At 72.4% G+C, this 25202-nt stretch carries 21 protein-coding genes; 16 read left to right on the top strand and 5 right to left on the bottom strand.

Annotation, left to right across the window (positions count from 1 at the left end; all coding sequences use genetic code 11):
- Positions 1 to 47 precede the first annotated feature (47 nt).
- A complete protein-coding gene (locus tag FB467_RS13970; RefSeq protein ID WP_141785641.1) occupies positions 48 to 1673 on the top strand; it encodes an alanine/glycine:cation symporter family protein in 1626 nt (541 codons plus the stop codon).
- A gap of 37 nt (positions 1674 to 1710) precedes the next feature.
- On the opposite strand, the gene FB467_RS13965 is transcribed toward FB467_RS13970, so the two are convergent.
- Positions 1711 to 3069, bottom strand: coding sequence for an FAD-binding oxidoreductase (locus tag FB467_RS13965; RefSeq protein WP_141785640.1), 1359 nt, complete (start codon positions 3067 to 3069; stop codon positions 1711 to 1713).
- Positions 3070 to 3376: 307 nt separating this feature from the next.
- On the opposite strand from FB467_RS13965, the gene ileS reads away from it, so the two are divergent.
- The 14 genes from ileS to mrdA all read left to right on the top strand — a co-directional run bounded on the left by ileS (position 3377) and on the right by mrdA (position 17549).
- Positions 3377 to 6688 carry an isoleucine--tRNA ligase gene (gene ileS / locus FB467_RS13960; RefSeq protein ID WP_141785639.1) on the top strand — a complete coding sequence of 1104 codons (3312 nt, stop codon included), beginning with the start codon at positions 3377 to 3379 and terminating at the stop codon, positions 6686 to 6688.
- Positions 6685 to 8052: a bifunctional folylpolyglutamate synthase/dihydrofolate synthase gene (locus tag FB467_RS13955; RefSeq protein WP_483406875.1), complete on the top strand. Its 1368-nt coding sequence runs from the start codon at positions 6685 to 6687 to the stop codon at positions 8050 to 8052. Before ileS ends, FB467_RS13955 begins: the two co-directional genes overlap by 4 nt.
- Before the next feature lie 242 nt (positions 8053 to 8294).
- Positions 8295 to 8714: a DUF4233 domain-containing protein gene (locus tag FB467_RS13950; protein ID WP_228393340.1), complete on the top strand. Its 420-nt coding sequence runs from the start codon at positions 8295 to 8297 to the stop codon at positions 8712 to 8714.
- Complete coding sequence (locus tag FB467_RS13945; RefSeq protein ID WP_141785637.1) at positions 8715 to 9548, top strand: undecaprenyl-diphosphate phosphatase; 834 nt, start codon at positions 8715 to 8717, stop codon at positions 9546 to 9548.
- 35 nt (positions 9549 to 9583) lie between these two features.
- Positions 9584 to 10015, top strand: coding sequence for a nucleoside-diphosphate kinase (gene ndk / locus FB467_RS13940; protein WP_170230735.1), 432 nt, complete (start codon positions 9584 to 9586; stop codon positions 10013 to 10015).
- A 6-nt stretch (positions 10016 to 10021) separates the two neighbouring features.
- Positions 10022 to 10852: a thioesterase family protein gene (locus FB467_RS13935; protein ID WP_141785636.1), complete on the top strand. Its 831-nt coding sequence runs from the start codon at positions 10022 to 10024 to the stop codon at positions 10850 to 10852.
- A 128-nt stretch (positions 10853 to 10980) separates the two neighbouring features.
- A complete protein-coding gene (locus FB467_RS13930) occupies positions 10981 to 12129 on the top strand; it encodes a 6-phosphofructokinase (protein ID WP_141785635.1) in 1149 nt (382 codons plus the stop codon).
- Positions 12130 to 12162: 33 nt separating this feature from the next.
- The gene (locus tag FB467_RS13925; protein ID WP_141785634.1) at positions 12163 to 12540 is read left to right on the top strand and encodes a hypothetical protein; all 378 of its coding nucleotides are present in this window, start codon (positions 12163 to 12165) and stop codon (positions 12538 to 12540) included.
- A 70-nt stretch (positions 12541 to 12610) separates the two neighbouring features.
- A complete protein-coding gene (locus tag FB467_RS19355; RefSeq protein ID WP_267128620.1) occupies positions 12611 to 12742 on the top strand; it encodes a hypothetical protein in 132 nt (43 codons plus the stop codon).
- A 56-nt stretch (positions 12743 to 12798) separates the two neighbouring features.
- Complete coding sequence (locus FB467_RS13920; protein ID WP_141785633.1) at positions 12799 to 13074, top strand: hypothetical protein; 276 nt, start codon at positions 12799 to 12801, stop codon at positions 13072 to 13074.
- Between the two features lie 60 nt (positions 13075 to 13134).
- On the top strand, positions 13135 to 14175 hold the full coding sequence (mreB, locus tag FB467_RS13915; protein WP_141785632.1) for a rod shape-determining protein: 1041 nt from the start codon (positions 13135 to 13137) through the stop codon (positions 14173 to 14175).
- Positions 14176 to 14179: 4 nt separating this feature from the next.
- Positions 14180 to 14995 carry a rod shape-determining protein MreC gene (gene mreC / locus FB467_RS13910; RefSeq protein WP_141785631.1) on the top strand — a complete coding sequence of 272 codons (816 nt, stop codon included), beginning with the start codon at positions 14180 to 14182 and terminating at the stop codon, positions 14993 to 14995.
- A complete protein-coding gene (gene mreD, locus FB467_RS13905) occupies positions 14992 to 15480 on the top strand; it encodes a rod shape-determining protein MreD (RefSeq protein ID WP_141785630.1) in 489 nt (162 codons plus the stop codon). The genes mreC and mreD overlap by 4 nt, the downstream gene beginning before the upstream one ends.
- The gene (gene mrdA, locus FB467_RS13900; protein ID WP_141785629.1) at positions 15477 to 17549 is read left to right on the top strand and encodes a penicillin-binding protein 2; all 2073 of its coding nucleotides are present in this window, start codon (positions 15477 to 15479) and stop codon (positions 17547 to 17549) included. Before mreD ends, mrdA begins: the two co-directional genes overlap by 4 nt.
- Before the next feature lie 13 nt (positions 17550 to 17562).
- Here mrdA and FB467_RS13895 read toward each other — a convergent pair whose 3' ends face one another.
- The 3 genes from FB467_RS13895 to FB467_RS18545 all read right to left on the bottom strand — a co-directional run bounded on the left by FB467_RS13895 (position 17563) and on the right by FB467_RS18545 (position 19930).
- The gene (locus FB467_RS13895) at positions 17563 to 18174 is read right to left on the bottom strand and encodes a response regulator (protein WP_141785628.1); all 612 of its coding nucleotides are present in this window, start codon (positions 18172 to 18174) and stop codon (positions 17563 to 17565) included.
- Complete coding sequence (locus FB467_RS13890) at positions 18168 to 19370, bottom strand: sensor histidine kinase (RefSeq protein WP_228393341.1); 1203 nt, start codon at positions 19368 to 19370, stop codon at positions 18168 to 18170. Before FB467_RS13890 ends, FB467_RS13895 begins: the two co-directional genes overlap by 7 nt.
- 74 nt (positions 19371 to 19444) lie before the next feature.
- Entirely contained in the window at positions 19445 to 19930 is a 486-nt protein-coding gene (locus FB467_RS18545; protein WP_170230732.1) for a DUF6069 family protein, read from the bottom strand.
- 226 nt (positions 19931 to 20156) lie between these two features.
- Between FB467_RS18545 and ppc the strand changes: the two genes are divergently transcribed.
- Positions 20157 to 22916 (top strand): phosphoenolpyruvate carboxylase, encoded by a 2760-nt coding sequence (gene ppc / locus FB467_RS13885; RefSeq protein ID WP_141785626.1) that lies wholly within the window; start codon positions 20157 to 20159, stop codon positions 22914 to 22916.
- A gap of 349 nt (positions 22917 to 23265) precedes the next feature.
- Here ppc and FB467_RS13880 read toward each other — a convergent pair whose 3' ends face one another.
- Complete coding sequence (locus FB467_RS13880; RefSeq protein WP_141785625.1) at positions 23266 to 25173, bottom strand: hypothetical protein; 1908 nt, start codon at positions 25171 to 25173, stop codon at positions 23266 to 23268.
- Positions 25174 to 25202 lie beyond the last annotated feature (29 nt).

Below are 25202 nucleotides of genomic sequence, written 5' to 3'. Positions count from 1 at the left end.
GCAGTAGGGGGTTGCCCCGCAACGCCAGGGGGAGTTGGTTAGCGCCCATGACATTTCCAGGGCTTCTCCTGCCGGCGACGGACGCAGCGGACAAACCGGGCATCCTCGAGAAGATCGACAACGGGGCCAACGCCGTCTTCGAGCCCCTCAACTACTGGGCCAACGAGATCATCTTCTGGTCGCCGGAATGGTTCCCGATGCCCTGGGTGGTCATCTGGATGGTCGCCGGCGCCATCATCATCACCTGCTACCTGGGCTTCATCCAGGCACGGGGTATCCCGACCGCCTTCGACACGATCCGCGGCAAGTTCTCCCGCCCGGACGACCCGGGGGAGATCCCGCACTTCCAGGCGTTGACGTCGGCCGTGTCCGGGACGGTCGGCCTGGGCAATATCGCCGGCGTCGGGGCCGCGGTCACCCTCGGTGGTGCGGGGGCCACCTTCTGGATGATCCTGGCCGGCCTGTTCGGCATGGCCACCAAGTTCGCCGAGTGCACCCTGGGTGTGAAGTACCGGGACGTGTACGAGGACGGCACCGTCGCCGGCGGCCCGTTCAAGTACCTGCCGGTGGCCTTCCGCAAGTTCCCCAAACCAGTCTCCGTCGGTCTGACCGGCCTGTTCGCCATCGCGATCCTGTTCTTCGGCGTCGGCGGCGGCAACATGTTCCAGGCCAACCAGACCTATGCCCAGGTGGTCAACGTCACCGGTGGTGAGGACAGCTTCCTGGCCAACCCCGGCGCGGGGGTGATCTTCGGCCTCGTCCTGGCCGCCCTGATCGGCCTGGTCATCATCGGCGGCATCCAGTCGATCGGTGCGGTGACCAGCCGGCTGGTCCCGTTCATGGGCATCATGTATGTGCTGGCCTGCCTCACCGTGATCCTGGGCAACGCCTCCCGCATCCCCAGCGGTCTACTGGACATCGTGACCGGCGCATTCAACCCCGACGCCCTGACCGGCGGGTTCATCGGCGTGCTGATCGTCGGGATGCAGCGGGCGTTCTTCTCCAACGAGGCCGGCCTCGGTTCGGCACCGATCGCCCACTCGGCGGTCAAGACCCGTCGGCCGGTCTCCGAGGGCTTCGTCGCCCTGTTCGAGCCGTTCATCGACACCGTGATCATCTGCACCATCACGGCGCTGACCATCACCATGGCCGACACCGCGTTCTACAACGAGACGCGGGAGGCGCTGGCCGCCGACGAGAACTACGAGTACGGCGGCGGGGTGACGGTCACCTCCGACGCGATGGAGTCTGTCATCGGGTGGTTCCCGTACGTGCTCGCGCTCGCGGTGGCCCTGTTCGCGATCTCCACGTTGATCACCTGGTCCTACTACGGCAACCAGGCGTGGGCTTTCTTCTTCGGCCGCAGCAAGACCTCCACGTTGGTCTACCGGATCGTCTTCCTGAGCCTCACCGTGGCCGGCTGTGTGCTGTCCTTCACCGAGGTCCTCGGCTTCGCCGATGCCTTCCTGTTCGTCTGTGGCTTCGTGAACATCCTCGGGGTGTACATGCTGCTCCCGGTCATCAAGAAGGAGATGAAGGAGTTCCTGGAGGACCGCAAGAGCGGCAAGCTCGCGGCCTACGGGCGAGGTGAGATCGCGACGATGGATGAGGTCCGCCCAGGCAGCGCCGGCGGCGAGGGCCACGACGCCGCGGAGGCCCTGGGCCGGCGGTGATCGCCCACCCGGGCTGGGTCGGCGCTGGCCGCGCGGTTCAGGTCAGCGGGTAGACCCGGCCCGGGTTCATGATCCCGTGTGGGTCGAAGAGCGCCTTCACGGCGCGCTGCCGGGCCATCTCGGCCGCACCCAGCTCGCCGGCCAGCCAGGGGGCCTTGAGCGCGCCGACACCGTGCTCGCCGGTGAGCGTTCCGCCGAGGTCCCAGGCGGCCTCGACGATGTCGCCGAAGGCGGCGTCGGCCGCGGCCACGCTCTGCGGGTCCGCGGCGTCGAAGAAGACGCACGGGTGCAGGTTGCCGTCGCCGGCGTGCCCGGAGCACAGCGCCTCCAGCCCGTGGCCACCGGCGATGGTGTGCACCCGGGAGACCAGCTCGCCCAGGTGCCGCAGCGGCACGCAGATGTCCTCGATCAACCGGTGACCGCGGGCCTCCATCGCCGCGTGCAACGCCCGGCGTCCCTGGAGCAGCAGGTCGGCCTCGGTCGCGTCGTCGGCCACGGCCAGGTCCGTGGCGCCCGCCGACCGGAGCAGCTCGGCATACCGCTGCACGTCCTCGTGGGTGTGGTCCGGCCGGTCGGACTGGACCAGCAGCACGCCGCCGCCGTCGGTGGGGAAGCCGAAGTCGCCCACCTCCTGGATCGCGGCGAGGCTGGGGCCGTCGAGCAGCTCGAGCAGGCTGGGCGTGTGCCGGTCGCCGTGCAGCGCGGCGACCCCGGCCATCATCGCGTCGAGGTCGTCGAAGACGGCCAGCACGGTCAGCGCGGGGTCGGGGGCCGGGATGAGGCGCAGGACCGCCTCGGTGACCACGCCCAGGGTGCCCTCGGAGCCGACGAACAGGCCGGTCAAGTCGTAGCCGGCGACCCCCTTGGCGGTGCGCCGTCCGGTCCGCATGACCTCGCCGCCGGGCAGCACCACCTCCAGGCCCCGCACGTAGTCGGCGGTGACGCCGTACTTGACGCAGCACAGGCCCCCGGCGTTGGTGGCGATGTTGCCGCCGATGGTGCAGGTGGGCGAGCTCGCCGGGTCCGGGGGATAGGCCAGCCCGTAGTCGGTCAGGTGCGCCTTGAGGTTGCCGTTGACCACGCCGGGGCCGACGACCGCGATCCGCTCCTCCTCGTCGACCTCGATGGAGTCCAGCGCCTCGACGTTGAGCACGATGCCACCCTCGAGCGCGACCGAGGAGCCGGTGGTCGAGGTGCGCGCGCCCTGCGGCACGACCGGGACCCGGTGCGCCTCGGCATACCGGAGGACCTCGACGACGTCCTCCCTGGACCGGGCGCGGACCACCTCGAAGTGTTCGGGCGCGCCGGCGCCGGGACTGGAGTCCACGGCGTAGGTGCGGGCCACGTCGGCGTCGGTGACCAGGTGGGCTCGGACACTCTCGGGCAACAGGGGCATGGCGCCTACTACACACCATCGGGCGCGGCCCGGTCCGCGCGGGTGGGAATCGGGTCCGCGCGGGGTCCGCAGCGCGCTACGATGGGCCCAGGCGTCTGAGCCGTCATCAGCGGCGAGCTTCCGGAAGAACGGGCCCACGGCATACCTGCCGTGCGCCTCACTAGAACCGGACGGGTGGGCCCGTCACAGCCTGGACCAGAGGGGTCGTCGGCCGGCAGCGGCGGGCGGCAAACGAGGTGGTACCGCGGCGCAACGTCGTCCTCGTGCACGGATGTGGACGAGTTGACGACGAGCAGGAGCACCGACGATGACCTACCCCCAGGTCGACACCGCAGGTCAGGGGCTGACCCCGGCCCCCGACTTCCCGACGCTGGAGCAGGCCGTGCTCGCGTACTGGGCCGAGCACGACACCTTCACCAAGAGCGTCGAGCAGCGCCCCGCGGGTGAGGACGGCGACAACGAGTACGTCTTCTACGACGGTCCGCCCTTCGCCAACGGCCTGCCGCACTACGGTCACCTGCTCACCGGCTACGTCAAGGACGTCGTCCCGCGGTTCCGCACCATGCAGGGGCGGCGGGTCGAGCGCCGGTTCGGCTGGGACACCCACGGGCTGCCGGCGGAGCTGGAGGCGATGTCCCAGCTCGGCATCAAGACCAAGGACGAGATCCTCGAGCTGGGCATCGAGGAGTTCAACGCCAAGTGCCGGGCCTCGGTGCTGAAGTACACCGACGAGTGGCGCGACTACGTCACCCGGCAGGCGCGGTGGGTCGACTTCGACAACGACTACAAGACGCTCAACCCCGACTACATGGAGTCGGTGATCTGGGCCTTCAAGCAGCTTTACGACAAGGGGCTGGTCTACGAGGGCTTCCGGGTGCTGCCGTACTGCTGGAACGACCAGACGCCGCTGTCCAACCACGAACTGCGGATGGACGAGGACGTCTACCAGATGCGACAGGACCCGTCGGTCACGGTGGGCCTGCGGGTGACCGGCGAGGCCCCCGCGGCGCTGGAGGGCGCGCTGCTGCTGGTGTGGACGACCACGCCGTGGACGCTGCCGGCCAACCTGGCGGTGATGGTGCACCCGGAGATCGACTACGTCGTCGTCGAGTCCGACTACACCGGCACCACCGAGCGGTATGTCGTGGCGCGGGCCCGCCTCGCGGCGCACGCCCGGGAGCTCGGGGAGGACCCGCCCGTGGTGGCCGAGCTGACGGGCGCGGAGCTGCTCGGGCTGTCCTACGTCCCGCCGTTCTCCTACTACGACGGGCACCCGAGGGCGCACCGCGTGGTCGAGGCCGACTTCGTCACCACCACTGACGGCACCGGGTTGGTGCACAGCGCCGGCGCCTTCGGTGAGGAGGACAAGATGGTGACCGACCGGGAGGGCATCGCCCCGGTCGTGCCGGTCGGCCTGGACGGCAAGTTCACCGCCCCGGTGCTGGACTACTCCGGCATGCACGTCTTCGAGGCCAACGGGCTCATCGCCGAGCACCTGCGCAACCGCACCCGGGGCACCGGCGACCACGGGTCCACCACCCCTGGGACCGTGCTGCTGCGCCGCGAGACCTACGACCACTCCTACCCGCACTGCTGGCGGTGCCGTGAGCCGCTGATCTACATGGCGGTGTCTTCTTGGTTCGTCGAGGTGACGAAGTTCAAGGACACGATGCTGAGCACCAACGAGGACATCACCTGGGTGCCCGAGCACGTCAAGCACGGTCAGTTCGGCAAGTGGCTGGAGAACGCCCGCGACTGGTCGATCTCGCGCAACCGCTTCTGGGGCAGCCCGATCCCGGTGTGGCGTTCGGACGACCCGGCCTATCCCCGGATCGACGTCTACGGCTCGCTCGAGGAGCTGGAGCGCGACTTCGGCACCCTGCCGCGCGACGACGACGGCAACGTCGACCTGCACCGGCCGTTCGTGGACCGGCTGACCCGGCCCAACCCGGACGACCCCACCGGCAACTCCACGATGCGCCGGGTCGAGGACGTGCTGGACGTGTGGTTCGACTCCGGGTCGATGACCTTCGCCCAGGTGCACTACCCGTTCGAGAACGCCGAGTGGTTCGAGCACCACTTCCCGGCCGACTTCATCGTGGAGTACATCGGGCAGACCCGCGGCTGGTTCTACACGATGCACATCCTGGCGGCCGCGCTGTTCGACCGCCCGGCCTTCTCCGCGTGCGTCAGCCACGGCATCGTGCTCGGCAGCGACGGGCAGAAGATGTCCAAGTCGCTGCGCAACTATCCGGACGTCCGGGAGGTCTTCGACCGGGACGGCGCCGACGCGATGCGCTGGTTCCTGATGTCCAGCCCGATCCTGCGCGGGGGCAACCTGATCGTCACCGAGCAGGGCATCCGCGACGGGGTGCGCCAGGTGCTCATCCCGCTGTGGAACGCCTGGTACTTCTTCGGGCTCTACGCCAACGCCGTCGGCGACGGCTACCAGGCGCAGTGGTCGACCTCCTCGACCAACCCGCTGGACCGCTACCTGCTGGCCAAGCTGCGCGGGCTGGTGGAGGACGCCGGGGCGCAGCTGGAACACCACGACATCGCCGGTGCTGCCGACTCCGCGCGGGCGTTCATCGACGTGCTCACCAACTGGTACATCCGCCGGTCCCGGGAGCGCTTCTGGGCCACCGACGGCGAGGCCACCGAGGACGTGCGGGCCGCCTTCGACACCCTCTACACCACCCTGGAGGTGACCTGCCGGGTGCTCGCCCCGCTGCTGCCGCTGGTCACCGAGGACGTATGGCGCGGGCTGACCGGCGGGGAGTCGGTGCACCTGGCCGACTGGCCGGTGGCCGCCGACCTGCCCCAGGACGAGGCCCTGGTCGCGGGCATGGACACCGCCCGCGCCGTCTGCTCGGCCACCCTCGCGCTGCGTAAGTCCGCCGGGCTGCGGGTGCGGCTGCCGCTGGCCTCGGTCACCGTGGTGACAGACGACCCGGACGGCCTGGCACCGTTCGTCGACATCGTCAAGGACGAGGTCAACGTGCGGGAGGTCCGGCTGGTGGCCACCTCCGACGCGGGGGCCGCCAACTTCGGTATCGAGCAGAAGTTGACCGTGAACGCCCGGGCCGCGGGGCCGCGGCTGGGCCGGGACGTGCAGCAGGCGATCAAGGGCAGCAAGTCCGGGGACTGGTCGGTGGCCGAGGACGGCACCGTCACCTCCGGTGGCCTCGAGCTGGTCGACGGTGAGTTCACCCTGGAGACCGTGGTGTCCGGGGACGCGGCGGCCAGCTCCAGCGCGACCGGCATGCTGGCCACCGGCGGGTTCGTGGTGCTCGACACCGGGGTCACCGAGGACCTGGCCCGGGAGGGCCTGGCCCGCGACCTGATCCGCGCGGTGCAGCAGGCCCGGCGTGAGGCCGGCCTGGAGGTGACCGACCGGATCAGCCTCACCGTGGTCGGGGACGACGACGCCTGGCAGGCGGCCGTCGAGCACCAGAGCCTGGTGATGGCCGAGACCCTCGCTGTCCAGTTCGGCGCCGCCGGCGCCGGGACGCCGCTGCCCGGGCCCCGGGGAGAGGGGACGGACACGGCATACCGCGGGGTGGGCGAGCTGGACGGCGGACGCAAGGTCGAGCTGCTCATCACCCGGGTCGACCGGTGAGCGGGGCGGGGCCGGATCCGGCGGTCGCCGCGCGGATGGTCGAGGTGACCGAGGAGATCCTGGCCCGGGCGCCGGAGACCGCGATCGAGCCCACCCTGGACCGCGTCGCCCGGGTGATGGACCTGATGGGTGAGCCGCAGCGCAGCTTCGGGGTCATCCACGTGACCGGCACCAACGGCAAGACCTCGACCTCGCGGATGATCGAGCGGCTGCTGCGCGAGCTCGGCCTGAACACCGGGCGGTTCACCAGCCCGCACCTGCACGACCTGCGGGAGCGGATCGCGATCGCGGGTGAGCCGGTCAGCCCGGAGCGGTTCCTCGCCGCATACGACGATGTGCTGCCCTTCGTGCAGCTGGCCGACGAGGAGTCGGTCGCCGCCGGCGGCCCGCGGATGACCTTCTTCGAGGTGCTCACCTGCGTGGCCTTCGCGGCGTTCGCCGATGCCCCGGTCGACATTGCCGTGCTGGAGGTGGGCCTGGGCGGCAGCTGGGACGCGACCAACGTGGCCGACGGGGCCGTGGCGGTGGTGACGCCGATCGCGATCGACCACACCCGCTACCTGGGTGACTCCCTGGAGTCGATCGCGACCGAGAAAGCCGGGATCATCAAGCCGGGCGCGATCGCCGTGCTCGGCAGCCAGGAGTCCGAGGCGATGCAGATCTTGCTCGACCGGGCCGACGAGGTGGACGCGAGCGTGCACCCCGAGGGGCTCGGCTTCGGCGTGCTGGAGCGGACCCTGGCCGTGGGCGGTCAGCAGCTGTCGCTGCGCGGCCTGGCGGGTGACTATCCCGACCTGTTCCTGCCGCTGTTCGGCGAGCACCAGGCGCACAACGCCGCGCTCGCGGTCGCGGCCGTCGAGGCCTTCGTCGGGGGTGGGGAGCAGCCGCTGGACATCGACCTGGTCCGCGCCGCCTTCGAGGCGATGACCTCGCCCGGGCGGCTGGAGGTGGTGCGCCGGAGCCCGACGGTCGTGGTCGACGCAGCCCACAACCCCGCCGGCGTGACGGCGCTGGTGGAGGCGGTCCGCGACTCCTTCACCTTCCACCGCCTGGTCGGCCTGGTGGCCGTGCTCGAGGACAAGGACGCCGAGGCGATGCTCCAGCTGCTGGAGCCCGTGCTGGACCACATCGTCGTCAGCCGCAACACCTCGCCCCGCTCCATCCGGCCGGCCCGTCTCGGTGAGCTGGCCGCCGAGATCTTCGGCGAGGACCGCGTCACGGTCGTCCCCGACCTCCCGGACGCCCTGGACACCGCCGCCGGCCTCGCCGACGAGGGCGGCATGAGCGGTGCCGTCCTGGCCACCGGCTCCGTCGTCACCGCCGCGGAGGTCCGGATGCTCCTCGGCGTCACCTCCACCTCCTAACCCGCCCCCACCCCCGACCGGACGCGTGAGCGGGCGGTGTTTCACCCCCACCGGACGCGTGAGCGGACGGCTCCTGCCTGGGACCGGACGCGTGAGCGGGCGGGGCGACCCGGCGCCCGCCGCCAGGTCAGGCGTCCTGTGGAGGTAGAGGGCCGCCCGACGGGACGTCCGGTGGGGGTAGAGGGCCGCCCGACGGGACGTCCGGTCGGGGGTGAGGGCTGGGGATGACAGAATGTCCTCCCGTGCGTGCACTTCCCCTGACCGGCGTGCCGGGGACGTTCACCCGGCGCTTCGCCGGCATGACCCTCATCGGACAGGCCCTGGCCATCGGCTTCGGGGCCCTGGTGGCCCGCGGGCTGGCGTTGACGGACGGCGATGCCGACGCCGGCCGGACCTACCTCATCGGCGGCACCATCCTGGCGCTGCTGTGCGTGGTCGCGGCCGGGGTGTTGCGGCGCCCGTTCGGGATCACCCTGGGCTGGCTTGTCCAGCTGCTGACCCTGGCCAGCGCGCTCGTGCTCCCGGCGATGCTCGGCGTCGTCGCGATCTTCGGCGCGTTGTGGGTGGTCTCGCTGGTCCAGGGGCGCAAGATGGAGGAGCTGTCGCAACGGTGGGCGGAAGAGCACGGCACGACGCACGACCAAACCACGAGTGAGGACTGAATGGACTACCTGCAGGCGATCGTCCTGGGACTGGTCCAGGGCCTCACCGAGTTCCTGCCGATCAGTTCGAGCGCGCACCTGTCGATCGTGGGCCAGCTCATCGGCAACGAGGACCCGGGGGCGGCGTTCACCGCGATCACCCAGCTGGGCACCGAAGCCGCGGTCCTGGTCTTCTTCTGGCGCGACATCGTCCGGATCATCTCCCACTGGGCGCTGTCCCTGGTCGGGAAGCTCCCGCGGGACGACCCGGATGCCCGTATGGGGTGGCTCGTGATCATCGGGTCCGTCCCGATCGGGGTCCTCGGCTTCACCCTGCAGGACTACATCGAGACCGACCTGCGCAGCCTGTGGCTCACCGCCACGATGCTCCTGGTCTTCGCCCTGGTGATCTACGCCGCGGACCGGTTCGCCGCCCGGGTGAAGCAGCCGAAGGAGCTGCGCCAGCTCACCTGGCGCGACGGCATCCTCTACGGCCTGGCGCAGTCGCTGGCGCTCATCCCAGGCGTCTCCCGCAGCGGCGGCACCATCGCGGCTGGTCTGTTCATGGGGTACTCCCGGGCGACGGCGGCGCGCTACAGCTTCCTGCTGGCGATCCCGGCGGTGCTCGGGTCCGGGCTCTACCAGGTCCTCAAGATCTCCGACGAGGCGGTGGCGCCGGAGTGGGGCCCGATCGCGCTGGCCACCGGGATCGCCTTCGTGGTGGCCCTGGCGATCATCGCCTGGTTCATGCGCTACATCAGCACGCACACCTTCACGCCGTTCGTGATCTACCGGATCGTCCTGGCCCTGGTCTTGTTCGGGCTGCTCGGCAGCGGCGTGCTGCAGGCCAGCTGAACCGACGGGTAGCCCGGCAGATTAGGCTGACCCGCGTGAGCGAGCAGATCGAACGATCCCTGGTCCTGGTCAAGCCCGACGGCTACCGCCGTGGTCTGAGCGGGGAGGTGCTGCGCCGGATCGAGGCCAAGGGGTACACCCTGGTCGCCCTGGCGGTGACCACCCCGACCCGCGAGCAGCTGGCCGAGCACTATGCCGAGCACGAGGGCAAGCCGTTCTACGAGCCGCTCCTGGAGTTCATGCTCTCCGGGCCGGTGACGGCCGCCGTGATCGAGGGCCAGCGCTGCATCGAGGGGTTCCGTGCCCTCGCCGGCGCCACCGACCCGACGGCCGCGCTGCCCGGCACGATCCGTGGGGACCTCGGCCGCGACTGGGGCCTGAAGGTGCAGCAGAACATCGTGCACGGCTCGGACTCCCCGGAGTCCGCGGCCCGCGAGATCGCCATCTGGTTCCCCGCCGGGGTCTGAGGCCCCGTGCCGGAGCAGAGCGCGTTCGACCGGGCCATCGCCACCCACGAGTCCGGGCCGCACACCCGCACCGGTGAGTTCACCGATGACTGGCTGATCGGTCACGCCGTCAACGGCGGGGTCGCCCTGGCCATGGCCGGTTCGGCGCTCGCCGCCGAATTGGGCGGCACTGGCCACCCGGACCCGTTCGTGATCAGCGCCTACTACCTGGCCGCGAGCAGCCCCGGGCCGGTCACGGTGCACACCGAGACGGTGCGCACGGGCCGCCAGGTCGCCACCGGCGAGGTCTCGCTGTGGCAGGACGGACCGGAAGGGGAACCCGTCCAGAAGGTCCGGGCGCTGGCCACCTACGGCTCGCTGGACTCCCTCCCGGACGACGTCCGGACCGCGGCCGAACCCCCACCGATGCCGGGGCCGGAGGACTGCACCAAGGCCCTGGACGCCCCAGCGGAGGCGATCCGCGGCGTCAACATCCTGCACCAGCTGGACCTGCGGATCGATCCCGCGACCGCCGGGTGGGCGGTGGGGCGCCCCTCCGGCAGGGGACAGTTGCGCGGCTGGCTCCGTATGCCGGACGGGCGCGAGCCGGACCCGTACCTCCTGCTGATGGCCGTGGACGCGATGCCCCCGGTCGCCTTCGACCTAGGCGTCACCGGCTGGGCACCGACGGTCGAGCTCACCGCCCACGTCCGGGCCCGCCCGGCGCCCGGCTGGCTGCAGATCGTCACCTCCAGCCGCAACCTGGCCGGTGGCTTCCTGGAGGAGGACGCGGACGTCTGGGACAGCACCGGACGCCTCGTCGCCCAGGCGCGTCAGCTCGCCCGGGTGCCGGGCTAGCGCCCCCGATCCGCCACGCCCACGGGGACGGCCGCTCCCTCCGTATGCCGTCCCACCCCGCCCACTAGGCTGACCGTGCAGCCGCGGTCGAGGCAGTCCGCGGACCGGACCGGAAGGCGGAGTGGCCCATGCGCATCGGCATCCTCACCGGGGGCGGCGACGTCCCCGGGCTGAACCCGTGCATCAAGGCGGTCGTGAACCGGGTGCACGAGGAGGGGCACCAGGTCGTCGGCATCCGCCGCGGCTGGGGCGGCTTGCTCAGGACCGACCCGGAGGACCCGGACTCGATGGCCGAGAACCTGGTGACCCTGGACCCCCGGGTGGTGCGCACGGTGGACCGCAGCGGCGGCACCTTCCTGCACAGCTCCCGGACCAACCCCGGCAAGGTCAAGACCGACGAGGTCCCCGACTTCCTGGCCGGCGGTGTCTCCGGCGATGGCCCCCACGACCTGACGGCGCACGCGCTGAAGGTCGTGGAGGCGGCCGGGATCGACGTGCTCATCCCGATCGGCGGCGACGACACGTTGTCCTACGGGCTGCGGATGCACCAGGAGGGCGTCCCCACGATCGCCATCCCCAAGACGATGGACAACGACGTGCACGGCACCGACTACTGCATCGGCTTCTCCACCGCGATCACCCGTGGCGTGCAGTTCATCCACAACCTGCGGACCTCCACCGGGTCGCACGAGCGGATCGCCGTGGTGGAGCTGTTCGGCCGCTACAGCGGGGAGACCTCGCTGATCACCGCCTACCTGGCAGGGGTGGACCGGGCGCTGATCCCGGAGGTGCCCTTCGACATCGACCGGGTGTGCGAGATGTTGGTCGCGGACAAGAAGGCCAACCCCTCGTCATACGCGATGGTCACCATCTCCGAGGGCGCCACCATCGAGGGCGGCGACATGATGCTGAGCGGGGAGGCCGACGCCTACGGCCACCGCAAGCTCGGCGGGATCGGCCAGGTGACCGGTGAGCTGATCAAGGAACGGACCGGCGAGGGCATCGTCTACCAGCAGGTCGGCTACCTGATGCGGTCGGGCAGCCCGGACTCCCTGGACCTGATGGTGGCCACCAACTACGCGGTGATGGCCGCCGACCTGGCGCTGGACGGCTCGACCGGCCGGATGGTGGCGCTGCGCAACGGGAGCTACACCAGCGTGCCGATCGCCGTCACCGGCGAGGGGGTCAAGCGGGTCGACGTCGACGAGCTGTACGACGTGGCCTCCTACCGCCCGAAGGTGCGGCACGTCCGGGGCAAGCCGATGTTCCTGTACTGACGGCCGGCCCGGAGCGTGGCAGGATGCGGGGTCGTGTCCTCCCTCTTCACCGCCGACCGACTCGTCGTCACGACCGGACGACGGTCCGCCGACCAGGCGGCGCACTGCCGGGTCCTCGACCCGTCGGGCGCACTGCTGGGCACGGCACGGGATCGCGCCGGGGTCGGCCGGCGGGCCGCCATCGCCCTGCTGCTCCCGCGCAAGCGTGCCGCCCGGTCGTGGGACCTGCTGGACGACGAGGACGGCCGGGTGCTCGCGCTCGAGCAGCCCCGGCCGTGGCGCGGCGGCCCGTCGGTGGAGGTCTCGCTGGCCGACGCGGGGGGCTGGGTCGGGCGGTGCCACGGTCGGGCTCCCGGGCCCGTGCCGACATCGCCTTCCACGGACAGGACGACCGGCCGCTCGGGGGACTGACCATCGTCTCGGCCAGCGCCGGGCCCGGCCGATCCCGCAGTACGCGGTCGTCAGCGCGGAGGGGTCGGAGGTGGGGCAGGTCGCGCTGGACCGCACGGACACGGTCGCCTACCACCTCGACTTCGACGCCGGCGCCGACACCGTCCTGCGGTCGCTCACCCTCGGCTACGCGGTCTGCCTCCTCGAGCAGCTAACCGGTTAGCCCCGCCGGCCACGCTCCCTCTTGCGGCCGGGCCCCGGCACCGATAGGAACGGGAGATGAGCCCCGAAACCAACCCCGGCCAGAAGGTCCCCGAGGACCTGCCGCACCACGAGCGGGGGCGGCACGCCGGGCACCACCACGACGGTGATCCGTTCCGTGATTCCGAGCTGGGCCGGACGCCCGACCGGTTGCACGACGCCTTCGAGCACGTGCACTCGCCGGGCACGGCCCCTGCCAACGGGGAGGATACGTCAGCCGATGTTGACAAGCCCGGCTCGTCAACTCAAGGTGACGGGGACGATGACGGCGGAAGGGCGGACGCGGGCGACTGAGCCCGGTGCCCGGCCGAGGCGGACGCCCGCCCCCGGCCCGGGGCTGCGTACCATCTGCGGGTGAGCACTGGACGGGGTCGTGGGCTGCTGGGGCGGGACGTGGCCGTCGACCTCGGCAGTTCCAGCACGCTCCTGCACGCCCAGGGCCGCGGGATCGTGCTCGACGAGCCGTCGCTCGTCGCCCTCGAGGTCGGCTCGGGCCGGCTCGTCGCCGCCGGCACCGAGGCCCTGGAGATGCACGGGCGGACCCCGGCCTCCATCCTGACGCTGCGCCCGGTGGTCGGCGGGGTGGTCACCGACGGGGAGGTCGCCGAGCAGTTGCTGCGCCACTTCGTGGAGCGGACCCGGCCGTCCCGGCTGGTGCGGCCCCGGATGGTCGTCTGCGTGCCGAGCGGGGTGACGGCGGTCGAGCGCCGGGCGCTCGAGGACGCGGCCCTGCACGCCGGCGCCCGGCGGGTCTACGTCCTGGAGGAGTCCATGGCGGCGGCGATCGGCGCGGGACTGCCGGTCCACGAGGCGCGGGCCTCCCTGGTCGTCGACATCGGGGGCGGCACGACGGAGGTCGCCGTGATCAGCCTCGGCGGGGTGGTCAACGCCCGCGGGCTCCGGGTCGGCGGGACCGAGCTGGACGAGACGATCGCCGCCGCGGTGCGGAGCCGTCACGGGCTGGTGCTGGGGGAGCGGACGGCCGAGGACATCAAGCTCACGGTCGGCTCGGCATACCCCCTGGCTGAGGAACTCGACATGCGGGTGCGGGGGCGGGACCTGACGAGCGGGCTGCCGCGCACCGTGACCCTGACCTCCACCGAGGTGCGCGCCATGATCGAGCCGGTCGTGCTCCAGGTGGTGGACGTCGTCCGGGCGGTCCTGGACGTCTGTCCCCCCGAGCTGTCCGGTGACGTGCTCGACAGCGGCCTGACGCTGACGGGTGGGGGCGCCCAGCTGCGCGGCCTGCCGGAGCGGTTGCGCGCGGAGCTCGGCGTCCCTGTCCAGGTGGCCGAGGAGCCGCGGCAGGCGGTGGCCCGGGGCGCCGGCGCCTGCGTCGACGACTTCGCCGCCCTCGAACAACTCCTGGTGACCAGCACCGGGCAGCGGCGGTGAACCGGTGACCCCGGCCGGGCCCTCCTCCCCGCGGCGCACCTGGTGGTTGGTCGGACTGCTGGTGGCGCTCACCCTGGTGGCCGTCGTGGTGGACCTGGCCCGCCCCTCGCTCACCGCGCCGGTCCGGCGTGCCGTCGCCACCGTGGCCGCGCCCGCGCAGTCGGCGCTGGCCGGCTGGACCGACGGGGACCTGGTCGAGCTCACCCGGGAGCGCAACGCCCTCGCCGCCCGGGTCGACGAGCTCGAGGCCCTGCAGGAGCAGTCCACCGAGCTCGGTGAGCTGCACGCCTCGGCCTCCTGGGGGGTGCACGACCTGCTGCCCGCCCGGGTGGTGGGCTTCTCCTCGGCCAGCTCGCCGGTCGCGGGCCGGACCGTCACCCTCGACGTCGGGTCCACCGACGGGGTGCAGGTCGACCAGTCGGTCGTGAATGTGGACGGCCTCGTCGGACGGGTCGTCCGGGTCGCGCCGACCAGCAGCGACGTCGTCATCCTCGGGGACCCCGGGGTGGTCGTGGGCGTCCGGTTCGGGCACGGCGGCAACCTCGGCACGGTCCGCGCCGAGGCCGCCCCCGGGCTGCCGTCGCGCGCGCCCGGGGAGTTGACCCTCACCGCGCTCGGCGCCGGCGAGATCCGGGAGGGGGACCGGGTCGTCACCCTCGGCAGCGCCGACAACATCCCGTATGCGGCCCGCATCCCGCTCGGGACCGTCACCTCGGTGGACCCCGACAGCGGTCAGCTGGGGGCGACGGCCGCGGTCCGTCCGTTCGTGGACGTAGACACCCTCGACCTGGTCGGCGTCGTCTTCGTGAGGTCCTCGTGAGGCACCTGCCCGGTCCGGTGTGGCGGGCGGTGGCGCTGGTGGGGGCGGTGCTGCTGCCGTCGGCCTTTCCCGGCGGCTGGCCCGCCCGGCCGGACCTGGTGCTCCTCGTCGTGGTCGCCGTCGGCCTGGTGCGGGGACCGGCGGCCGCGGCCCTGACCGGCCTGGCCGGCGGGTGGTTGCTGGACCTCGTGCCACCCGGGTCCGAGCCGTTGGGCGCCAGCGCCCTGTCCTACCTGGGCGTCGGGCTCCTCGCCGGGTGGTTGCGCCGGTTCGCCACCTGGTCGGGGCTGCTGCCGCTGGTGGCGGTGCTCGCGGCCGCCGTGCTGGTGCAGGGCATCCGTGGGGTCGCGGCCGCCGCCGGGATCGGGGTGGCCCACCCCGTGGACCTGGCCTGGTCGGTCGCGATGACCCTGATCGGCGCGGTCGTGCTGCTCCCGGTGCTGCTCGCCGTCGAGCGGGCCCTGCTGGCCAGGGGCTGGACATGACCGGCGACCGGGTGCCCCGCAGCCGGGCCGGGGGACGCACCCCGATCCGGGTGCCGCGGCCCCTGGCCGGCCCCGTCCTGCCGCGCCGCCGGCCCGGCGTCGGGGCCCTCTGGGGGTTGGTGGTCGTGGTGCTCTGCCTGATCGGCATCCTGGTCGGTCGCCTGGTCCAGCTGCAGCTCGTGGAGCACGAGGTGCTGGCCGAGGAGGCCGCCGCCGTCAACACCCGGGTGGTCACCGAGCCGGCCCTGCGGGGTCGCATCCTGGCCGCGGACGGCACCCCGCTGGTCACCAACGCGGCGTCCACCGTGGTGACCGTCGACCCCGAGGTCCTGCTGGAGTCCGAGGACGCCGGGCGGGCGCTGGTCGAATCGGTGGCCGACGAGCTGGACCTGCCGGTGGAGAGCCTGTGGGGTCGCACCCTGCTGTGCGGCACCCCGGACGCCCCACCCGTCCCCGCCTGCTTCTCCGGGTCGCCCTACCAGCCAGTGCCGATCGCCTACGACGTCGACCCCGTCTCCGCGCTGGGGGTGCTGGAACGCCCCGAGGCATTCCCCGGGATCGAGGTCACCGCCGTCGCGGTGCGGGACTACCCGCTGGCGGAGGTCAACGCCGCCCACCTGCTCGGCTACCTCGGCCGACCGACCGCCGAGGAGGTCGACGACGAGGCCTCGGTCGCTGCGCAGGACCGCGTGGGGCGCACCGGCCTGGAGCAGGCCTACGACGCCCAGCTGCGGGGCACCTCGGGCCGGACCACGGTCGCGGTCGACCCGCGGGGCGTGGTCACCGGGGAGGTCGGGCACACCGACCCCGTGTCGGGGCTGGACCTGGTCACCTACCTGGACCCGGAGGTGCAGGCGACCGTCGAGCGGGTGCTCGCCGAGGGGGTCGCCACCGCCCGCGAGGACGGCTGGCCGGCCGACTCGGCGGCGGGCGTGGTGCTCGACGTCGAGACCGGCGGGGTCGTCGCCGCGGCCAGCTGGCCAGCATACGACCCCGGCATCTGGACCAGCGGCGTCACCCAGGCGCAGTACGACGAGCTCACCGACGACTCCGGCGGGCAGCCGCTGGTCAACCGGGTGATCGCGGGGACCTACCCGCCCGCGTCCACGTTCAAGGCGGTCACCCTCCCGGCGGCGCTGCGGCAGGGGATCGACCCGGAGGCCAGCTACGACTGCCCCGGCAGCGTGGAGATCGGCGGGCGCACCTTCACCAACTTCGAGTCCGCCGCGCACGGTGCGCTCGACCTGCCCGGGATCATCGAGGTGTCCTGCGACACGGCGTTCTACACCTGGGCCTACGACACCTGGCAGGACCTCGGCGGGCTGGCCCAGCAGTCGGACCTGCGGGACCCCTACGTGCTCACCGCGGAGGACTTCCGGATCGGCCAGCCGACGGGGGTCGACCTCGCGGGGGAGAGCGCCGGGACGCTGCCGTCGCGGGAGTGGAAGCGGGCCTACTGGGAGGCCACCCGCGAGGCGACCTGCGAGCGGGCCGAGACCGGCTACCCGGAGGAGAAGGACAAGGACCGTCGGGAGTTCCTCGAGCAGCTCGCCGAGGAGAACTGCGTCGATGGCTGGCAGTACCGGCCGGGCGACGCCGTGAACTTCTCGATCGGGCAGGGCGACATCGCGACCACCCCGCTGCAGATCGCTGTGATGTATGCCGCGGTCGCCAACGGCGGGACCCTGGTGCAGCCCCGCGCGGCCGCCGAGTTCCGCACCCGGGACGGCGAGGTCGTCGAGCACGTGCCCACCGAGGAGGCGGGCACGCTGGACGTCGACCCGGAGGCGCTGGACATCCTGCGGGAGGGCCTGGAGGGGGTCAACGTCCGGGGGACCGGTGCGGAGGGTTTCGCCGGCTTCGACCTGGCGGCCTACCCGGTGGCCGGCAAGACCGGGTCGGCCGAGTCGTTCGGCCGCAAGTCGACCGGGTGGTATGCCTCCTACGGCCCGACCGACGACCCGCGGTATGCCGTGGTGGTGGTCTTCGAGCAGGGCGGCATCGCCGGTGACGTGGCCGTCCCGGCAGCCCGCGAGATCTGGGACGTGCTCGCCGCGAAGGGGGAGTAGCGGGCCGCGGGCGTCAGACCCAGCCGTGGTCCTCGGCCCGGGCCAGCGCCTCGGCCCGGTTGCGGGCCCCGGTCTTGCCGATCGCGGCGGACAGGTAGTTGCGCACCGTCTGCTCCGACAGGTAGAGCCGGCCGGCGATGTCGGCCACGACCGCCCCGTCCCGGGACGCGCGGAGCACCTCCTGCTCACGATCGGTGAGCGGGTTGGCGGGCGCGCTGAGGGCCGCCACCGCGAGGTCGGGCTGGACGACGACCTGTCCGGCCAGGACCCGACGGATCGAGGCGGCCAGCTGCTCGACCGGGTCGTCCTTGACCAGGAACCCGCGGGCGCCGGCCGACATCGCCCGGCGGAGGTAGCCGGCCCGGGCGAAGGTGGTGACGATGATCGCCGTGCAGTCCGGGGCCTGCCGGGCCAGGTCCGGGAGCGCATCGAGCCCGCTGCCGCCGGGAAGGTCGATGTCGACCAGGGCGACGTCCGGCCGGTGCTCCACGGCGGCCGGGACGATCTCGTCGCCGCGGCCCACCTGGGCCACGACCTCCATGTCCGGCTCGACGTCGAGCAGCGAGGCCAGGGCGGACCGGAGCATCCCCTGGTCCTCGGCGAGCAGGATCCGGGTGGTCACCACGAGCCGCGCCCGTCGCTCACGCTCTCGTGGGTATCCCCGGTCGTCAGCGGGACCTCGGCCACCAGGGTGAACCCGTCCGGCCCGTGCTCGACGGTCACTGTGCCGCCGCGGCCGGCCAGACGCTCCCGGAGACCGACCAGGCCGGTGCCGTTGGCCAGGCCGCCGGGTGTGCCGTGTCCGTCGTCGGCGACGGTCACCCGGGCCCCACCGGCGGGTCGGTCCACCAGGACCCGGCAGGTGCTCGCGCCCGAGTGACGGAGCACGTTGGTGGTCGCCTCGCGGACCACCCAGGCCAGCTGGCGCTCGGCGCCGGGGTCCAGGCCCGGCGGCACGTGCCCGATCACGGGCCGGATGCCGCCGGCCCGGAGGGCGGCCGCGGCGCGGGACACCTCGTCCTCGAGGCCACCCTCCCGGTAGCCGGCCACCGCCTGACGGACCTCGGTGAGGGCCGACCGGCCCAGGGCCTCGATCTCGGCTCCGTGGGCCGCCGCGGCAGCGGGGTCGGCCTCGGCCAGGCGGCGCACCGCCTCGGCCTTGACCACGATCACCGACAGGGTGTGGCCGAGCAGGTCGTGCAGGTCACGGGAGAAGCGCACCCGTTCGGCACTGACCGCCGCCTCGGCCAGCTGACGGCGGGTCCGGTCCAGCTCGCGGATCGTGGCGGCCAACTGGTGGACCAGGAAGGTACCCATGCCGCTGAGCACGGTCGTCACCGTCAGCCAGCTGACCAGCCCCCAGCCCCATCCGGCGAGCAGCCCTGCGACGGCACCGCACACGGCCACCGCGACGATGACGGCCGGCACGATCCGCGGTGGCAGGACGACCGCGGCCGTGATGACCAGGAGCGCCACGCTGACGAAGGCCAGCTCCGAGCTCGCGACGGTCCGGGTCGTCGACAGGATCATGACGACCACGGCTGCCAGGACGAGCAGCGGGAGCCAGGCCGGGACGGTGAACCGCCGGATGCTGCGCGGCCGGTAGAAGTTGACGATGGACAGCACGAAGGCCGCGCAGGCCGCGAGCAGCAGGGTCAGGTCGCGCCACTGGTGGTCGGAGGCGGCCGCGAGGACGTAGGCGCCCAGCAGCAGCGGCGCCCAGACCAGGATGAGCCACTGGCCGTACCGGGCCAGCGGGCTGCGGGTGAGGTGTGTCGAGGCGCCCGCGCACGCGCTGGCGTCTGACGGCCCTTCGTCCATCGGATCCACTCCCGTCCACGGTACGCCGAGCCGCTGACCTGCGGGATCCATTTTCTGCGGCCCGGTCCGGGAGCTCATCGGGCGGTGCTGCGGCCGCGGGGCAGCGCCACGAGGAGCACCCCGGCCACGACCAGGTGCAGCAGGGCGAGCACGACGGCGCCGCCGGTGCTCTGGGCCAACGAGAGGGGGCCACCGAGGGACAGCAGCGTGATCGCGCCGGCGACCGATCGCCATACGATGACGCCCCGGGTGCCCCAGCGCTCCAGCAAGGCCAACAGCGCCCAGCCGAGCAGCCCGGCGAGCACCGAGGAGATCACCACGGCGCTCGCGGTGACCGGCACGAGCGTGCTCGAGTCCGGCGTCTGCTGCACGTCGAGGTCGATGCCGAGGACGGGTCCGGCGAGCAGCCACACGGCCAGCGCGGCCACCGCCGCGCCCACCACGGTGAGTGCCCGCCGGGTCGGCGAGCCGCGTCGTGCCGTGCCGGCGGTGGACAGGTCGGTCCCCGGCACCGGGGTGAGGGGGGTGGTCGGGGTCTGCGTCTGGTGCTGGTTTCTCATGCGTTTCACGCTAGGAAGCGCGCGCGGCGACGGGTAGACGGCGATGTCCGCCGTCCGGCGGTACATCTGTCCCGACCGATCGCTCCGGCTGGGGCCGGGCCCGGAGTGAGGGCGGACAGCGTCATAGAGGACGGTTCTTGACGCGACGACAAGTTCGGCATCCACGCGGTGACCCTGTGACGGGTGGGACACGTGCCGGCCACCTGGTCTCGGTAGGCTCCCGCAGGTGAGTCACGACCCGATCAGCCCCGAACTGCGCGCCGACGTGCGCCGCGTGTCCACGCTCCTCGGCCAGTCGCTGGTGCGCCACCACGGCCAGGAGATGCTGGACCTGGTCGAGCAGGTCCGGCTGCTGACCAAGGACAGCAAGACCGAGACGGTCGACGTCGACGGCACGACCGTGCGCAGCCTGCTCGCCGGGCTGCCGCTGGCCCAGGCCACCGACCTGGTGCGGGCGTTCGCCGGCTACTTCCACCTGGCCAACGCCGCCGAGCAGGTGCACCGGGTGCGCACCCTGCAGGACCGGGTGGAGGACCAGGGGTGGCTGGTCAGCGCCGTGGCGGACATCGTCGCGCGGAGCGGTCCGGAGGCGCTGGCGGAGGCCGTGGACGAGCTGGACGTCCGGCCGGTCTTCACCGCGCACCCGACGGAGGCGAGCCGCCGGTCGGTGCTCACCAAGATCCGCAGGCTCTCCGACGAGCTGGCCGTGCCCACCGAGCCGGACACCATCGCCCGGCGCCGCCAGGACCGCCGGCTGGCCGAGCTGGTCGACCTGATCTGGCAGACCGACGAGCTGCGCCAGGTCGCGCCGACCCCGATGGACGAGGCGCGCAACGCCATGTACTACCTCGACGAGGTGCTCACCGAGACGGTGCCCGACCTGCTCGGCGACCTCGGCGACCTGCTCCGGGTGCACGGGGTCGAGGCGGACCCGACGCGGCCGCCGGTGCGCTTCGGCTCCTGGATCGGGGGTGACCGCGACGGCAACCCGTTCGTCACGCCCGCGGTGACCGCCGAGGTCCTGCAGCTGCACCACCAGCACGCGGTGAAGGTCGCGCTGAGCCTGATCGACGTGCTCATCTCCCAGGTCTCCAGCTCCACGGTCATCGTGGACGTCGAGCCCGCCCTGGAGGAGTCGCTGCGCCAGGACCTGGCCCACCTGCCCGGCCTGGACCCCCGGGTCAAGGAGCTGAACGCCGCCGAGCCCTACCGGCTCAAGCTGACCTGCGTGCGCGCCAAACTGCTCAACACCTCCCGCCGCGTAGAGCAGGGCGCGCCGCACGAGCCGGGACGGGACTACGCCGACGCCCACGAGATCGTGGCCGACCTGCAGGTGGTCGCCGACTCGCTGCGCCGGCACGGGGGCGAGCTCATCGCCGACGGTCGCGTGGCCGTGGCGATCCAGACCCTGGCCGGGACCGGCCTGCACCTGGCCACCCTCGACGTCCGGGAACACGCCGAGCACCACCACGCCGCGGTCGGTCAGATGCTCGACGCCGTCGGAGGGTCGGATGCCCCGTATGCCGAGCTGGAGCGGGCCGACCGGCTCGCCGTCCTCGGTGCCGAGCTGGCGTCCCCGCGCCCGCTGCTGAACTGGGCCGCCGCCCGCCCCCGCACGCTGGAGGTGTTCGACGAGGTCCGGCGGGCCCAGGAGACCTACGGGCAGGAGGTCATCGAGACCTACATCGTCTCGATGACCCAGGGCGCCGACGACATCCTGGCCGCGGCGGTCCTCGCCCGCGAGGCCGGCCTGGTCGACCTGCGGGGCGTCGGGGAGGGGGACGCCTTCGCGCAGATCGGCTTCGCCCCGCTCCTGGAGACCATCGAGGAGCTCCGCGGCGCGGCGACCCTGGTGGACACCCTGCTCTCCGAGCCGAGCTACCGGGAACTGGTCCGGCTGCGCGGCGACGTGCAGGAAGTGATGCTCGGCTACTCCGACTCCAACAAGCAGGCCGGCGTGCTCACCAGCCAGTGGGGGATCCACCAGGCCCAACGAGCCCTGCGCGACGTCGCCGCCCGGCACGGCGTCCGGCTCCGGCTCTTCCACGGCCGCGGCGGCTCGGTCGGCCGGGGCGGCGGCCCGACGTACGAGGCGATCCTGGCCCAGCCCCCGGGCGTCCTGGAGGGCGTCATCAAGTTCACCGAGCAGGGCGAGGTCATCTCCGACAAGTACTCCCTGCCCGCCCTGGCCCGGGAGAACCTGGAACTGTCCCTCGCCGCGGTGCTCCGCGGCTCGACGCTGCACCGGGACCCGCGGTCCTCCGCCGAACAGATCCGTCGCTGGGGTGAGGTGATGGACCTGGCCAGCGATGCGGCATACGAGCGCTATCGGACGCTGATCGACCACCCGGACCTGCCGGACTACTTCGTGGCGGCGACCCCGGTCGACCAGCTCGGCGCCCTGAACATCGGCTCGCGCCCGAGCAAGCGCCCCGACACCGGCAAGGGGTTGGACGGCCTGCGCGCGATCCCCTGGGTGTTCGGGTGGACGCAGACCCGGCAGATCGTGCCCGGCTGGTACGGCGTGGGGTCGGGCCTGCGCGCCGCCCGCGAGGCCGGGCACGGGGAGAGCCTGACCGAGATGCTGGAGCAGTGGTGGTTCTTCGCCGCGGTCATCTCCAACGTCGAGATGACCGTCGCCAAGACCGACCTGGACATCGCGGGGCACTACGTCCAGACGCTGGTTCCGGAGGAGCTGCGTCCCCTGTTCGAGGACATCAAGGTCGAGTTCGAGCTGACCGTGGCCGAACTGCGGCGACTCACCGGCGAGGACGACCTCCTGGACGACCAGCCGGTGCTGCAGCGCTCGCTGGCGGTCCGTGACCAGTACCTGGACCCGATCTCCTACCTGCAGGTGGAGCTGCTGCGCCGGCTCCGGGAGGCCGACGGGTCCGGCGACGCCGACCCCGCCGAGCAGGCGGAGTTGCAGCGTGCCCTGCTGATCACGGTGAACGGCGTGGCTGCCGGCTTGCGCAACACCGGCTGAGCAGCGTCGACGGCGCGCCCGTCGCTCCGGCGCGCGCGGTTGCTGTCGTGTGGAAACTTTTGGGGCCTATAGCCCCTAAAAGTTTCCACGGCAGGTGTGCTCCCCGTTGTCCTGGCGGCCTCGATGTGCGCGGACGGGTCGTATGCCGGCCCTGTCGCCTCTGTCGCTCGCGTGCCCGTGGTGCGCGTCGGTGAGGGCCGAGGTCGCTGCTTTCGGTGTCGCCGTGCCCGGGTGGGGAAACTTTTGGGGCCTATAGCCCCCAAGAGTTTCCCCACCTGCCCGGGCTACCGGTCACAGGCTGCCTGAACTGGGCGCGCACCGCCCGACCCGGGGCGTGCGGCTTGCGTCGCTACCCGTCGTCGCCCGGGGGCGGTGCGTTCGGGTCGGGGACCGGGTTGCCGACCTGGGCGTCGCCGAAGCAGATGTTGACGTCGGGGTCGAGGTCCTCGATGACGACCTCGGTCCCGCCGCCCACCATGGAGACCGTGACGCCACCGAGGCCCTCGGGGAAGGTCACCTCCTGCCGCGCGTCGCCCAGCACGATGGTGCCGGTCGTCTCGCCGCCGGACAGGAAGCCCACGCGCACCGCCCAGTGCCACGCATAGGCCTCCTCGGTCAGCGGCACGGCCGCGCGGCCGTCCTCGGGCTGCCACCCGCACAGCCCCTCCAGGGGCTCCCGGGACGGGAAGCCCTGCACCGCCATCGGCACGAAGGTCCCCTCGGGCGTCAGCAGGTAGGGGTTGGTGTAGGACTCGCGGGTGTACATCTCCTCCCGCTGCTCGGGCGTGCTGATCGGCGCGAGGAAGCGGCTGACGTAGTCGTAGTCGCCGAACAGCGGGTGCAACACGTTCACCGGGACGTGCATGTCGAAGATCTGGGCGTCCTCGGGCAGTTCGGCCAGGGAGGTCCTGGTCGTCTCGACGAACTGCTGGTGGGGTTTCACCGCGCTGTAGACCGCGTACCCGTTCGCGCTGTGCAGCGCCAGGACCACCCAGACGGTCCCCGCGACGACCCCGGCACGGGCGAGCACCGTCGGGGTGACCGCGTCGACCAGGAGCCGGGCCTGCGGGAGCCACGGGTCAGCCTCGAACCGGAGCGGCATCAGGCACATGCCGACCGTGATCACCAGCGGGACTACCGCATCGGCGAGGTAGCGCGTCTCCAGGGCCGCGGCCGGTCCGAGCAGCGCCAGGCGGCCGACGGTGAGCGTGGCCAGCGAGCCGGCGACGTAGACCAGCAGCGCCAGCCAGGTCCGCCCGATCCGGCGGCGCAGCGACAGGGAGACGGCGACGACGGCCAGCGCCACGATCCAGCAGGCCCAGTCGAAGGCGCGCGGCGAGTTCACGATCGCGCCCGCCGCCCCCTCGGAGTACCAGGACCAGGGACCGCCCAGCGCGCCGGGGATCATCGTCCGGAACAGGCTCAGGTAGACGAAGTCGCCCAGTTGTTGCTGCGTCGGCGCGATCATGTCGGCCGAGGAGTCCGCCCGCGCCGCCCCGTCCAGGTAGACGACCAGGTAGGCGAGGCTGGCCACCAGGTAGCCCGCCCACACCAGCCAGGTGCGCCGGAACAGCGCCCACAGGTCACGCAGCGTCGCCCGGGAGGTGGGGGAGAGCGCGAAGGTGAGGACCGCGATGAACGGCAGGTAGATCGCGATCTTCTCGAAGCTGGCGAGCCCGACGACGTACCACCCGACGGCCCATGCCGCGTCGGCCCGCCGTCCGGTGCGCAGGTAGCGGGCGTGCGAGCGGACGCCCCCGGCCAGCGCGGCGGTCAGCGGGAGCCAGATGATCGCGGCCGACAGCCAGCTGAACGCCGGCATCGTCAGCGGGGTGAGGCAGTAGAACGCGAACGGCACCAGGATCAGCGCCCGCCGGCGGAACAGCTCGACCAGCATCCGCCAGACGAGGACCGCCACCAAGGCCTGCGCCGCGAGCATGGACACCATCGCCACGGTCCAGTTCCACGGCGCCAGGTGCCCGAGCAGCCACATGAAGCCGAACCCGATCGGCTCGAAGTGCCCGGTGTGCACCCGCGTCAGGTACTCCCAGCCGAGCGGGCTCTCCATCGCCCGGCTCTGCAGCATGAAGTCGTCGGTGAGGAAGTAACTGTCGCGCAGGACGTTGTAGCGCACCGCCAGCGAGATCCCGAGGATGAGTAGGAAGCCGGTGCGGATCGGGTTGCGCAGCAGCCAGTGCGTGTCGCCGGGGTCGGCGGCCACCGGCCGGTCGCTGCCGGTGACCTGCGTGGTCGACATCTGCTCGCTGACCTCTTCCGAAGGTGCGG

It is taken from the genome of Ornithinicoccus hortensis (assembly GCF_006716185.1).
Taxonomy (GTDB): domain Bacteria; phylum Actinomycetota; class Actinomycetes; order Actinomycetales; family Dermatophilaceae; genus Ornithinicoccus; species Ornithinicoccus hortensis.
The sequence above is the reverse complement of the archived record's forward strand: the minus strand, read 5'-3'. Positions and strand labels throughout refer to the sequence as shown.

What these genes read in the sequence shown, in the direction of transcription:
- FB467_RS13930 (WP_141785635.1), top strand. Translation starts at nt 10,981, where the DNA reads ATGCGCATCGGCATCCTCACCGGGGGCGGCGACGTCCCCGGGCTGAAC.
- FB467_RS18545 (WP_170230732.1), bottom strand. Translation starts at nt 19,930, where the DNA reads ATGAGAAACCAGCACCAGACGCAGACCCCGACCACCCCCCTCACCCCG.
- ileS (WP_141785639.1), top strand. Translation starts at nt 3,377, where the DNA reads ATGACCTACCCCCAGGTCGACACCGCAGGTCAGGGGCTGACCCCGGCC.
- FB467_RS13920 (WP_141785633.1), top strand. Translation starts at nt 12,799, where the DNA reads ATGAGCCCCGAAACCAACCCCGGCCAGAAGGTCCCCGAGGACCTGCCG.
- FB467_RS13945 (WP_141785637.1), top strand. Translation starts at nt 8,715, where the DNA reads ATGGACTACCTGCAGGCGATCGTCCTGGGACTGGTCCAGGGCCTCACC.
- FB467_RS13890 (WP_228393341.1), bottom strand. Translation starts at nt 19,370, where the DNA reads ATGGACGAAGGGCCGTCAGACGCCAGCGCGTGCGCGGGCGCCTCGACA.
- FB467_RS13880 (WP_141785625.1), bottom strand. Translation starts at nt 25,173, where the DNA reads ATGTCGACCACGCAGGTCACCGGCAGCGACCGGCCGGTGGCCGCCGAC.
- mrdA (WP_141785629.1), top strand. Translation starts at nt 15,477, where the DNA reads ATGACCGGCGACCGGGTGCCCCGCAGCCGGGCCGGGGGACGCACCCCG.
- FB467_RS13970 (WP_141785641.1), top strand. Translation starts at nt 48, where the DNA reads ATGACATTTCCAGGGCTTCTCCTGCCGGCGACGGACGCAGCGGACAAA.
- FB467_RS13965 (WP_141785640.1), bottom strand. Translation starts at nt 3,069, where the DNA reads ATGCCCCTGTTGCCCGAGAGTGTCCGAGCCCACCTGGTCACCGACGCC.